Genomic DNA, 13,216 nt, shown 5'->3' with positions numbered 1-13,216 from the left:
TGAAATATTTAGACAGTAAAATAAAAAGTAAAAAATGAATAATAAACCTTACCAAATCTGCACCAAAACCATTATGGATACCTCGGATCCGAATATCGTTTTTGATGCAAATGGAATATCTGATTACTACCATAATTTTCAAAACATAATTCTACCCAATTGGGATACAGATGAAAAAGGGTATAACGAATTGATGCAAGTTGCTGAGAAAATTAAGAAAGAAGGACAAGGGAAAGATTTTGATTGTATCATTGGTTTAAGTGGTGGGCTTGATAGCTCCTATGTTGCCTATGTTGCGAAAGAAATTATGGGATTACGACCTCTTTTATTTCATGTAGATGCGGGCTGGAATACCGATAAAGCCGTTGGGAATATCGAGAAATTGTGTAATGGTTTAAGATTGGACTTATACACTGATGTTATCAATTGGGAAGAAATGAAAGATTTGCAAGTTGCTTTTCTTAAATCTCAAATTGCCGATCAGGATTTGCCACAGGATTACGCTTTTTTTTCAGGTCTATATAAATTTGCTAAGAAAAATAAAATTAAGTACGTTCTAACCGGTGGAAACTTCTCTACAGAATGTTGCAGAGAACCCGAAGAATGGGGAGGTTTTCCTGGGATTGACACGATGCTAGTGAAAGACATACATTCCAAGTTTGGAAAACACCCGCTTAAGACTTTTCCGTTAGTGGATATTTTGAGCTATAAACTGTATTACCGCTATGTTTTAGGGATGCAAGTTTTTAAACCGTTAAATTTAGTTCCATATATCAAAACGGATGTGGAAAAATTATTGATGGAGAAATTTGGTTGGGAACCTTTTCAGCACAAACACCACGAATCTAGATTTACTCGTTTTTATGAAGATTACTGGTTGCCGAAAAAATTTGGTTTTCAAAAGCGACGTGCCCATTTCTCGAGTTTGATTCTAACTAAGCAAATGACAAGAGAAGAAGCTTTGGAAAGGGTTTCAAAACCCGAATTGAGTGAAGACTTTTTAGAAAAAGAATTTGAATATGTTGCCGATAAATTGGACTTGACGGTGAGTGAATTACAAGAAATATTTGAAGGCGAAAATAAAACCTTTCACGATTATAGAAACAAAATAAAATTAATAGGTTTTGGCGCAATGATAATGCAGAAATTAGGCCTAGAAAAGCGATTATTTAGATGATAACAATTATTGATTACGGTGTGGGTAATATTAATGCTTTTGTGAATGTCTATAAAAGAGTTAATGTTCAAACCAAAATTGCCAAAACTGTGGCTGATTTAGAGGATGCCCAAAAAATGATTTTGCCAGGAGTAGGTCATTTTGATCATGCTATGTCGGAATTGATAAAATCGGGTATGCGCGAAAAATTAGATGAATTGGTCATGGTGAAGAAAGTGCCAGTTATTGGTATTTGCGTAGGCATGCAAATGATGGGGAATTCCAGTGATGAAGGAAAGCTAGAGGGGTTAAAATGGATAGATGCTTCTATAAAGAAATTTGATGAGACCAAAATACAGCAAGTTACAAGACTCCCACACATGGGTTGGAATGATGTACATCCTGTAATCTCGAATCCATTATTTAAGGGATTGGAAAAAGATGCTTTGTTTTATTTTCTACATTCCTATTATTTTGAATGCAATAATGTGGCTGAAATCTTGGCGACTTCAGAGTATGGAGGTGAGTTTACTTGTGCAGCCCAACACGAGAATGTGTATGGGATTCAATTTCACCCAGAAAAAAGTCATCATTACGGAGAAATCTTGTTACGTAATTTCGCAAAATTGTAATCATGCTTAGACCAAGAATTATACCTAGTCTTTTGATTCATGAGAATGGTTTGGTAAAAACCGTGAATTTTAAGAATCCTAAATACGTAGGCGATCCTATTAATGCGGTTAAAATTTTTAATGAAAAAGCGGTTGATGAATTGGCTATTTTTGACATAGACGCGACCGTATTGGGAAAAGAACCCAATTACAGTCTTATCGAGCGTTTGGCTAGTCAATCGATGATGCCCTTGTGTTATGGAGGCGGCGTTAAAACTGTAGAACATGCACAACGTATTTTTAGCCTTGGGATTGAAAAAGTTGCCTTAAGTTCGGCAGTTTTACAAAATCCAAAGTTAATTACCAAAATTTCAGATCGTGTAGGAGCTCAAAGTGTTATAGTAGTTCTCGATGTTAAGAAAAAATTACTTGGTGGGTACGAAGTATATACCCATAATGGTAAAAAAGCCACAGGAATTAATCCTTTTAAATTTGTAGAAGAAGCTCAGAAATTAGGAGCAGGAGAAATAGTAATCAATTCTATCGATAAAGATGGGGTCATGAAAGGGTACGATTTGGATTTAATTGCTAAAGTCCGTGAAAAAATTTCCCTTCCTATGACTGTGTTAGGAGGTGCGGGTTCTTTGGATGATATTGAAAAAGTGATTAATGAACACGGTGTGATTGGAGTAGCTGCAGGAAGTTTATTCGTGTTTAGAGGCCCTTATAAAGCGGTTTTGATAAACTATCCGACACAGTTAGAAAAAAATAAAATTTTTAAAATAAAGCCATAATGAAAATTTTCACGCACATGAGCGCAGATTATAAAGAACGCGGATGAATGCAGTTTTTTTAAATTTTAAAAATAAACAAGGAGCTAAATTTGAGAATATCAGCAAGAATAATTTTTTTAGAAAGAATAAAATAAAATGAAAATACAAGATAAAATCCTCCTTATAACTGGTGGTACTGGTTCTTTTGGTAACGCAGTGTTAAATCGTTTTCTAAATACTGATCATTTCAAAGAAATTCGTATTTTTTCTCGTGATGAGAAGAAACAAGACGATATGCGTAATCAATTGAAGAATGATAGGCTTAAGTTTTACATCGGCGACGTTCGTGATTACAATAGTGTAGAACGTGCGATGCGTGGGGTAGATTATGTCTTTCATGCCGCTGCTTTAAAACAAGTGCCTTCCTGTGAGTTTTTCCCATTAGAAGCAACTAAGACTAATGTATTCGGAACCCAGAATGTGATTGATGCCGCTGGATACAATAAAGTTAAAAAAGTAATTTGCTTGAGCACAGACAAAGCGGCTTACCCTATTAATGCTATGGGAATTTCTAAAGCACTAATGGAAAAAGTGGCTGTAGCTGCATCAAGAAATTTGAGCGACACAACAGTTTGTTTAACCCGTTACGGAAATGTGATGGCATCGAGAGGATCAGTGATTCCACTATTTTTAAAACAAATTCAGGAAGGGAATCCAATTACGATTACGGATCCGAATATGACTCGTTTTTTAATGTCGTTGGATGAAGCTGTAGAACTAGTACTGTTCGCTTTTGAGCATGGTAATCCAGGCGATTTATTTGTAAACAAAGCCCCTGCGGGAACTATTGGAGATTTAGCACAAGCATTAAAAGAAATGTGTAAGTCGGATACTGAAATCAAGATTATTGGCACCCGTCATGGTGAAAAATTATATGAAACCTTGTGTACTCGTGAAGAGATGGTTAAAGCAGAGGATATGGGAGATTTCTACCGAATTCCAGCCGATAACCGTGATTTGAATTATGCACAATATTTTTCGGAGGGAGAACAAGACGTTTCTATTATAGAAGATTATCATTCTCATAATACTGAACAGCAAGGGGTAGAAGGAATGAAAGAACTTTTGGCTACTTTGCCTTTGATTCGTAAGGAAGTTTTTGGTGAGGATGTGGCTCAAATGCCAGGATAGGGATTTTTGATTGCTTCGCCAGTTCGCCTTTGGCTCGTGTAAAGATTAACGATTGCTGATTTTTTGATTTAAAACTATGATTCCAAAAATAATAACAGGAGGAAATCATTCTGATACTAGAGGTACAGTTCGATTTAACAATTCTTTTGATGCAACGGCTATAAAAAGGATTTATCTCATAGAAAATAGCGAGATCGAATTTGTTCGTGGGTGGCAAGGACACTGCATAGAGCAACGGTGGTTTTCTGTTTTGCAAGGTAGTTTTAAAATTGAATTGATTGCCATTGATAATTGGGAGAATCCTTCCAAAGGGTTAAAATCACTCTCTTTTATCGTAAAAGCTGAAACACTTGATGTTCTCCATGTTCCTCAAGGATATGTAAGTAGTATTCAAGCACTCAAGGAAGGAGCTAAACTGTTGGTCATGGCAGATTATTTGTTAGGAACCATTCAAGATGAATATCGATTTGATATTGATTATTTTAAATAGAAAAGTTTCACACAGATTTTTTTAATTTTATGAAATTAAAGAATCAGCATGTAGCTGATCAGCTATTATCAGCATGAAATCAATTGGAAAATATAATTATGATTAAAATAGGAATAACAGGACAGGCAGGTTTTGTCGGGGCGCATCTATACAATACTTTAGGGTTATTCCCAGTAGAATTCCAGAGAATTGATTTTCGAAAAGAATATTTTGCTGATGAAAACAAACTGAATGAATTTGTTTCTCAATGTGATGTTATTGTCCATTTAGCAGCGATGAACCGTCATAATGACGCTCAAGTTATTTATGATACGAATATTGGATTAGTTCAGAAATTAATAAAGGCTCTTGAAGTTACAAGTTCTAAAGCACATATCTTATTCTCCTCTTCTACCCAAGAAGAAAGAGATAACCTGTATGGAAAATCTAAAAAAGAAGGACGGGAGTTAATGATGTATTGGGCAAAAAGATCTGGAGGCAAATTTACCGGAATGATAATTCCTAATGTATTTGGACCTTTCGGACATCCCAATTACAATTCAGTAGTAGCTACCTTTTGCCATAAATTGGCACATAATGAAACTCCCACAATTGAAATTGATGGAGATGTTAAACTAATTTATGTAGAAGAATTGGTTCATGTAATTCTTTCAGAAATTAGAAGTGGAGAAAGTAAATCAGAGACTGTTATTCCTCATACCTCGGAATTTAAAGTTTCTCAACTATTATCGTTGCTTGAAACCTATAAAGAGCAATACCAAGACAACGGGGTAATTCCAACTATCGATACTACATTTGAACTGAATCTGTTCAATACATTTCGCTGTTATATGGATATTGTAACTCATTTTCCAGTAAAATTTGTCGAGCATACAGATCCTAGAGGATCCTTTGTAGAAATCATTCGATTAGGAGTTGGAGGACAAGTATCATTTTCTACGACTGTGCCCGGTATTACCAGAGGAAATCATTACCATACCCGAAAGATAGAACGTTTTGCTGTAATTAAAGGGAAAGCTTTAATTCAATTGCGTCGCATTGGTACAAATGAAGTATTGGATTTTTATCTTGATGGAAATGAACCCGCTTATGTAGATATGCCTATTTGGTATACTCATAATATAAAAAACATTGGGGAAGATATTCTTTATACCAATTTTTGGATTAATGAATTTTATGATCCGAATGATCCAGATACGTATTTTGAGAACGTATAATATTGATTTAAATAAAACCTTTCTTAGGGAAAAAAATAAAATAATGAAAGCACAATTAAAAGTAATGACCGTGGTGGGTACACGACCGGAAATTATACGATTATCGAGAGTGATGGCAGCCTTAGATGCTTCGGAAGCTATTGAGCATGTAATAGTACACACAGGACAAAATTATGATTACGAATTAAACCAAATATTTTTTGAGGATTTGGGGATTCGTAAACCAGATTTTTTCCTGAATGCAGCTGGAGCTACGGCCATAGAAACAGTAGGGCAAATTTTAATTAAAATTGATCCTTTGTTAGAAAGTGAAAAACCAGATGCTTTTTTGGTTTTAGGAGATACCAACAGTTGTTTATGTGCTATTCCAGCTAAAAAAAGACACATTCCAATATTTCATATGGAAGCGGGCAATAGATGTTTCGACCAACGAGTACCAGAGGAAACGAATCGTAAAATTGTGGATCATGTATCAGATGTAAATTTGACTTATAGTGATATTGCACGCGAATATTTACTTCGTGAAGGTTTGCCCGCGGATAGAATTATCAAAACTGGCTCACCAATGTTTGAAGTTTTGAATCATTATTTGTCTGATATTAACGCTTCGGATATTCTGAATAAATTGAATCTTGAGGAAAATAAATATTTTGTTGTTTCGGCTCATAGAGAAGAAAATATTAATAGCGAGAAAAACTTCAAGGGCTTGATGGAAAGCCTGAATTTGATTGCCGAAAAATATGGTTATCCTATTATTGTAAGTACGCATCCAAGAACTCAAAAAATGATCGACTCTAAACAAATTGCCATGCGACCAGAAGTTCAGTTTTTGAAGCCAATGGGGTTTAATGATTACAATGCTTTGCAAATGAAATCTTTTGCTGTTTTATCGGATAGCGGTACTATTTCAGAAGAATCCTCTACATTAAATTTTCCAGCGTTGAACATTCGTGATGCACACGAGCGTCCAGAAGCTATGGAAGAAGCGTCGGTAATGATGGTAGGTTTGAATCCTGAAAGAATTATGCAGGGATTAACGCAATTGCAAACTCAGAAAAGAGGAGCTGAGCGTAATTTAAGAGCTGTAGCCGATTATTCGATGCCCAATGTTTCTGATAAAATGGTACGTATTATTTTGAGTTATACCGATTATGTGAAGAGAGTGGTTTGGAGTGAAATAAATTAATGAAATGAGAGTACTTCTTGTAACCCAATATTTTTACCCAGAGAATTTTAAAAGTAATGATATTGCGCTTGAATTGAAAAAAAGAGGACATGAAGTCACTGTTTTAACTGGATTGCCTAATTACCCCGAAGGTAAAGTCCATGAAAATTATGGGTTTTTTAAAAGGGTAAAAGAAAATTATCAAGGAGTTAACGTGATTAGAACCTGGTTAATTCCGAGAGGAAAAGGTGGAGGAATTCGACTTTTTTTAAATTATTTCAGCTGGGCTTTTTTTGCTTCTATTAGGGCTTTTTTTTTGTCCTTTCAGAAGAAGTTCGATGTGATTTTAGTACATGAACCTTCCCCAATAACGCAAGGATTTCCAGCCATTATGGTTAAAAAAATTCAAAAAATACCGCTTCATTTTTGGGTGTTGGATTTGTGGCCTGAAAGCCTAACATCGGCAGGAGGAATAAACAATAAATATGTTTTGTCTATATTCACAAAAATGGTAAAGTATATTTATAACAATTCAGATAAAATTTTAATTAGTTCCAAAGGATTTAAAGAATCCATTTTAGCTAAAGGAGATTATAATGATAAGCTGGTTTATTTTCCTAATTGGGCTGAGGACTCTATTTTAAAAGGTAATCCGAATTATCATATCCCCGATCTGCCAAAAGGCTTTAAGGTTATTTTTGCGGGTAATATAGGCGTGGCACAGGATGTTAATTCTATAATAAAAACGGCTTTAATTCTTAAAGAGAAGACTGATATTCATTTTATTTTTATAGGAGATGGAAGGAGCAAAGTACAGCTTGATGACTTTGTGCTTGAAAATGATTTAAATCAAACTGTACATTTTTTGGGAAGGTTTCCAATAGATGCGATGAAAACTTTTTTTAATCAAGCAGATGTACTATTAGTTTCTTTAAAAGATGAATTGATTTTTAATGTAACAGTACCTGCAAAATTACAAGCCTATTTATGTACTCAAAAGCCAATTTTAGGAATGTTGAATGGAGAGGGAGCAGCGATTATTAATGATGCAAATTGCGGATTTTCTGTGAATGCTGGAGATTCTGATGGGTTGGCAAAAAAACTACTTAAATTATATAAAATGAGTAATGAAGAGCGAAATATTCTTGGCGGAAATGGATTTAAATATTTTGAAGAAAATTTTACTATGAGTAAGTGTATTGATAATTTAGAATTCATCTTAAAAAAATAATATTGCAAATCACAATAACTGGAGCGACAGGATTTGTAGGAACGAATCTTAAAAATTATTTAAAGGCTTCTCATGATATAAATTCGATGAGTGTTCGTTACATACCCAATCAGCATTTTGAGATAAAGACAGATACTTTAATTCATCTTGGAGGAAAAGCACACGATTTAAAAAAAGTATCTAATCCTACCGATTATTATGAAGCTAATTTTGAGTTGACCAAGCAATTGTTTGATGCTTTTTTAGTATCAGAGGCTGCGGTTTTTATATTTATGAGTACCGTAAAAGCAATTGCGGATGTCGTTGACGGAATATTAAAGGAAGATGTTGTCGCAAACCCTCAAACCCATTATGGGATAGCCAAACAACAAGCGGAGAACTATATTTTATTGCAAGAATTACCTATTGGTAAGCGAGTTTATATCCTGAGACCTTGTATGATTCATGGTCCCGGAAATAAAGGGAATTTGAATTTATTATATCAATTAGTTTCTAGAGGATTGCCATGGCCATTAGGAGATTTCAAAAATGAACGCTCTTTTTTAAGTATTGAAAATCTTTGTTTTGTAATCAAACAATTGTTAGAAAACACAACTATATCCTCAGGAGTTTATCATGTTTCGGATGCTGCGCCTTTATCAACCAACGAACTAATTCGGTTAATAGGAATTAGTTTAGGAAAAAAAGATCGAATTTTTAATATACCTTCCTCATGGATAAAAGGTGTTGCAAAATTAGGCGATCTGTTGCATTTACAACTTAATTCAGAACGCTTGCAAAAGCTGACGGAGAATTATGTGGTGAGTAATGAAAAAATTGTTAATGCAATAGGTAAACCCTTACCCATTGATGTGAAAGAAGGATTGATAAATACCTTTCAATCATTTAAAAAATAAAATTACAATATGACTATTGAAAAAACAACTATAAATGATTTGGTAATCATTACCCCGATAGTTTTTGAAGACTCGAGGGGTTATTTTTTTGAAACTTATAATCAAGCTCAATTTTCAGGAAAAGATATCAATTATTCTTTTAAACAGGACAATCAGTCTTTCTCGGAACGAGGTGTGATTCGGGGATTACATTTGCAGATTAACCCTTTCGCACAAGCTAAATTAATTCGGGTATTACAAGGAGAAATCCTTGATGTAGCAGTCGATTTACGCAAAAATTCTAAAACTTACGGACAGCATGTTAGTGTGGTTTTAAGTGCGGACAATAAAAAACAATTAATGGTACCTCATGGCTTTGCTCATGGTTTTTCGGTTTTGAGTGAAACAGCCTCAGTGATGTATAAAGTAGATCAATTGTACCATAAAGAAAGTGAGAGAGGAATTCGTTTTGATGACCCAACTTTAGCTATTGATTGGCGATTAGATCCTAAAGAAATTATTGTTTCAGAAAAGGATTTAATTTTGCCTAGTTTTAACGAAATAGATTGGAGTTTTGATTCATAAAGGAAAAATTTTAGTTACTGGATCTAAAGGACAATTGGGTTCTGAATTGGCTGTATTGTCAAAAAACTATACTCAGTTTGAATGGATTTTTACTGATAGAGGAGAGCTGGATTTTTGTAATTTAGTAGATTTAGAAACCAAATTAGCCACTATAAGTCCTCAGTCTATTATCAATTGTGCTGCCCATACTGCAGTAGACAGAGCAGAGTCCGAGCTAGAATTGTCGGATGTTTTAAATCACCAAGCAGTTGCTGTACTAGCAAAATGGAGTCATGTCAATGACTGTAAATTGATACATGTTTCTACCGATTATGTTTTTGATGGTACCACAGGTACTGCATTGAGCGAAACTGCTTCAACGAATCCTATTAATGTTTATGGTATGACTAAGTTGGCAGGTGAAAAGGCTTGTTTGCAAGAAAATCCAAATTCAATTATTATTAGGACTTCTTGGGTGTATTCTAGTTTTGGAAATAATTTTGTAAAAATGATGTCCAGATTAATGCAAGAAAGGGATAGCCTAAATGTTGTAAATGATCAGATAGGCAGCCCAACTTATGCCGCAGATTTGGCTCAAGCTATTATGACGATTTTGGCAAATGCTAATTGGCAGGCAGGTATTTATAATTTTTCTAATGAGGGAGAGATTAGTTGGTATGAATTTGCATTGGCAATTAAAGAATTAGGAAATTTTGATTGTGAAGTTAGCGGAATTCTCTCCTCCAATTATCCTACACCTGCAAAACGCCCGCAATATTCTTTGTTGGATAAAACTAAAATAAAAAATACTTTTGGAGTTGTCGTACCGAATTATAAAGATAGTTTGAAAAAATGTTTAAAAATTATATAAAATGAAAAAAATATTAATTACCGGAGGTGCGGGTTTTATAGGATCTCATGTAGTACGACTTTTCGTTAATAAATATCCTCAATATCAAATTTTTAATTTGGATGCGCTTACGTATGCCGGGAATCTCGAAAATATTGTTGATATTGAAAAAGCGCCTAATTATACTTTTATAAAGGGAGATATCGTTGATGCAACATTTATTGATCAATTGTTTACGCAGCATCAATTTGATGGCGTTTTGCATTTAGCTGCCGAATCGCATGTGGATCGTTCTATAACGGATCCGTTATCTTTTGTGAAAACAAATGTTATCGGAACGATGAATTTATTGAATGCGGCTAAGACCACTTGGCAAGGAAATTATGAAGGGAAACGTTTTTACCACATCAGTACCGATGAGGTTTATGGCAGTTTATGTGCCGAAGGATTGTTTACTGAGACAACGGCTTACGATCCTAATTCTCCGTATTCTGCTTCGAAAGCCAGTTCTGATCATTTTGTCAGAGCGTATGGTGAAACGTATGGTTTGCCTTATGTGTTGACCAATTGTTCCAATAATTACGGGCCGTTTCATTTTCCTGAAAAATTAATTCCGTTATTCATCAATAATATCATTCAAAATAAACCTTTACCCGTTTATGGCGATGGGAAATATACCCGTGACTGGCTTTTTGTTGAAGATCATGCAGTAGCAATTGATTTGGTTTTTCATCAAGGAGTTAACCATGATACGTATAATATTGGCGGATTTAATGAATGGCAAAATATTGATTTGGTTAAATTACTTTGCAAAATAATGGATGAGAAATTAGGTCGTCCGGAAGGAACTTCGGAACAATTGATTTCGTATGTGAAAGACCGTCCAGGGCATGATTTGCGTTATGCTATTGATGCCAATAAGATAAACAAAGAATTAGGATGGAAGCCTTCGGTTACTTTTGAGCAAGGATTGGAAAGGACCGTAAATTGGTATTTGGAAAATCAAATCTGGCTGAATAATATTACCTCAGGGGAATATGCTACTTATTACGAAAAACAGTATCATTAGTCAAAAGTCAAAAAATATGAAATCGCCATTAATAAAGAAGGATGCGTTAGCAAACTAATAAATAAAAAGCGATACCATAAATGACAAATAAAAAATAAATTTAACATTTATGAAAGGAATTATATTAGCTGGGGGTTCTGGAACCCGTTTGCATCCGTTAACGCTGGCCATGAGTAAACAAATGATGCCGGTTTATGACAAACCAATGATTTATTATCCGTTGTCTACCTTGATGATGGCAGGAATCAATGAAATATTAATTATTTCTACGCCTCATGATTTACCTAATTTTAAGAAATTGTTAGGGGACGGAGCGTCAATTGGATGTCAATTTAGTTATGCTGAGCAGCCTATTCCTAATGGATTAGCTCAAGCTTTTGTAATTGGAGAAGAATTCATAGGGAAAGATAGCGTAGCTTTAGTTTTAGGAGATAATATTTTCTTTGGTTCCAATATGGATGAATTGTTGAAGTCAAATACCAATCCTGAAGGTGGGGTAGTATTTGCTTATCACGTTTCAGACCCGGAACGTTATGGTGTAGTCGAATTTGATGCTAATTTTAAAGCGCTTTCTATTGAAGAGAAACCGTTGGAACCCAAATCAAATTACGCGGTACCCGGTTTGTATTTTTATGATAATTCAGTAGTCGAAATTGCCAAGAATATCAAACCAAGCGCTCGTGGGGAATACGAAATTACGGATGTGAACAAAGTGTTCCTAGAAAAAGGAGCTTTGAAAGTGGGAATTTTAAGCAGAGGAACCGCATGGTTAGATACTGGTACTTTTAATAGCCTAATGCAAGCGGGACAATTTGTTCAGGTTATTGAAGAGCGTCAAGGATTGAAAGTGGGTTGCATCGAAGAAATTGCATGGAGACAAGGATTTATTACAGAACAACAACTTCAAGAATTAGCGGAGCTTTTGAAAAAATCGGGATATGGAGAGTATCTTTTGGGCTTGTTGAAACACAAGTCATAAGCGTTTCAGGCAGTATTTAAATAATAGATTTCAGGTAATAGATTACATATAGTTTTAGAAAATGGTTTACGTTGCATTAATTATCTTATTGGTTGGTATTGAACTTATTTATTTCAAAATTGCAGATAAGTATAATATCATTGATAAACCCAATAGTAGATCATCACATACTTCTATTACATTAAGAGGTGGCGGTATTATTTTTCCAATAGCCATAAGTATTGCTTTTTTACTGGGATATGTTTCTTGGGCTGTTACGCTTGCGGTAGTCTTAGTGGCTATAGTAAGTTTTATTGATGACATCAAACCGCTGTCTCAGTTGCCTCGTTTTATTTCACATGTCATAGCTGTGGGTTTGGTTTTTTATGAGTTGCAGTTATTTTATGAACCTTTGTGGTTGCTTCCTGTTGTGTTTGTACTCCTTATAGGTTGGGTAAACGCCTTTAATTTTATGGATGGGATCAATGGGATAACCGTCTTGTACGCGGTAGCAGCCATAGGTACTTTTTCTTTTTTACCAATCAACAAAGCCAGCTTACCCTTACTGATTACCATGGGATTGTCTTGTTTGGCTTTTGGCCTATTTAATGTTCGAAAAAAAGCTAAAACCTTTGCAGGGGATGTTGGGAGCATTAGTATGGCACTTTTTTTGGGCTATTTTATGATAAAGACCATTATTGATTCAGGGCAAATCGGGTATATTCTTTTCTTTTCCGTTTATGGGATCGATGCTGTAATTACTATCATTAATAGATTGCTAAAAAAAGAAAATATATTCCAGCCGCACCGCTCTCATTTATACCAATATTTAGCCAATGAAAGAGGGTGTTCTCATGTTTTAGTATCCTTTGTTTATGCCGGATTTCAATTGATAATAAATGGATTTATTATTTATATGGATACCAAAGGGTATTTAACCTTCATTTTTATTGGTGGATTTCTAGTATTACTGACGTTTATTTATTTATTAGTTCGAAATTTTCTTACTCGAAAAATGATCGTCAGAGTTTTATAATTCGTTTTTTGCTTGTATTTTTATCCCGAA

General features: G+C 34.6%; 14 protein-coding genes. All 14 read left to right on the top strand.

Annotated elements, in window-relative coordinates; genetic code table 11:
* Positions 1–34: 34 nt before the first annotated feature.
* On the top strand, positions 35–1,177 hold the full coding sequence (locus AC0608_RS01385) for an N-acetyl sugar amidotransferase (protein ID WP_478287884.1): 1,143 nt from the start codon (positions 35–37) through the stop codon (positions 1,175–1,177).
* Positions 1,174–1,788 carry an imidazole glycerol phosphate synthase subunit HisH gene (hisH, locus tag AC0608_RS01380; RefSeq protein WP_478287883.1) on the top strand — a complete coding sequence of 205 codons (615 nt, stop codon included), beginning with the start codon at positions 1,174–1,176 and terminating at the stop codon, positions 1,786–1,788. Before AC0608_RS01385 ends, hisH begins: the two co-directional genes overlap by 4 nt.
* 2 nt (positions 1,789–1,790) lie before the next feature.
* Positions 1,791–2,561 carry an AglZ/HisF2 family acetamidino modification protein gene (locus tag AC0608_RS01375; protein WP_478287882.1) on the top strand — a complete coding sequence of 257 codons (771 nt, stop codon included), beginning with the start codon at positions 1,791–1,793 and terminating at the stop codon, positions 2,559–2,561.
* A 135-nt stretch (positions 2,562–2,696) separates the two neighbouring features.
* A complete protein-coding gene (locus tag AC0608_RS01370; protein WP_478287881.1) occupies positions 2,697–3,731 on the top strand; it encodes a polysaccharide biosynthesis protein in 1,035 nt (344 codons plus the stop codon).
* A 76-nt stretch (positions 3,732–3,807) separates the two neighbouring features.
* Complete coding sequence (locus AC0608_RS01365) at positions 3,808–4,221, top strand: cupin domain-containing protein (RefSeq protein ID WP_478287880.1); 414 nt, start codon at positions 3,808–3,810, stop codon at positions 4,219–4,221.
* A gap of 98 nt (positions 4,222–4,319) precedes the next feature.
* Positions 4,320–5,438, top strand: a complete 1,119-nt coding sequence (locus tag AC0608_RS01360) for a polysaccharide biosynthesis C-terminal domain-containing protein (RefSeq protein WP_478287879.1) — start codon at positions 4,320–4,322, stop codon at positions 5,436–5,438.
* A 43-nt stretch (positions 5,439–5,481) separates the two neighbouring features.
* Positions 5,482–6,624, top strand: coding sequence for a non-hydrolyzing UDP-N-acetylglucosamine 2-epimerase (wecB, locus tag AC0608_RS01355; RefSeq protein ID WP_478287878.1), 1,143 nt, complete (start codon positions 5,482–5,484; stop codon positions 6,622–6,624).
* Positions 6,625–6,628: 4 nt separating this feature from the next.
* Positions 6,629–7,834, top strand: a complete 1,206-nt coding sequence (locus AC0608_RS01350; protein WP_478287877.1) for a glycosyltransferase family 4 protein — start codon at positions 6,629–6,631, stop codon at positions 7,832–7,834.
* 2 nt (positions 7,835–7,836) lie between these two features.
* Positions 7,837–8,730, top strand: a complete 894-nt coding sequence (locus AC0608_RS01345; RefSeq protein ID WP_478287876.1) for an NAD-dependent epimerase/dehydratase family protein — start codon at positions 7,837–7,839, stop codon at positions 8,728–8,730.
* Between the two features lie 9 nt (positions 8,731–8,739).
* Positions 8,740–9,294: a dTDP-4-dehydrorhamnose 3,5-epimerase gene (gene rfbC / locus AC0608_RS01340; protein WP_478287875.1), complete on the top strand. Its 555-nt coding sequence runs from the start codon at positions 8,740–8,742 to the stop codon at positions 9,292–9,294.
* Complete coding sequence (rfbD, locus tag AC0608_RS01335) at positions 9,284–10,144, top strand: dTDP-4-dehydrorhamnose reductase (RefSeq protein ID WP_478287874.1); 861 nt, start codon at positions 9,284–9,286, stop codon at positions 10,142–10,144. Before rfbC ends, rfbD begins: the two co-directional genes overlap by 11 nt.
* A gap of 1 nt (position 10,145) precedes the next feature.
* Positions 10,146–11,192, top strand: coding sequence for a dTDP-glucose 4,6-dehydratase (rfbB, locus tag AC0608_RS01330; protein WP_478287873.1), 1,047 nt, complete (start codon positions 10,146–10,148; stop codon positions 11,190–11,192).
* Between the two features lie 109 nt (positions 11,193–11,301).
* Positions 11,302–12,171 carry a glucose-1-phosphate thymidylyltransferase RfbA gene (rfbA, locus tag AC0608_RS01325; RefSeq protein ID WP_478287872.1) on the top strand — a complete coding sequence of 290 codons (870 nt, stop codon included), beginning with the start codon at positions 11,302–11,304 and terminating at the stop codon, positions 12,169–12,171.
* 61 nt (positions 12,172–12,232) lie between these two features.
* Entirely contained in the window at positions 12,233–13,186 is a 954-nt protein-coding gene (locus AC0608_RS01320; protein WP_478287871.1) for an MraY family glycosyltransferase, read from the top strand.
* Positions 13,187–13,216 lie beyond the last annotated feature (30 nt).

It is taken from the genome of Flavobacterium sp. GNP008, assembly GCF_056428965.1.
This window is presented reverse-complemented; position numbering and strand designations above follow the sequence as displayed.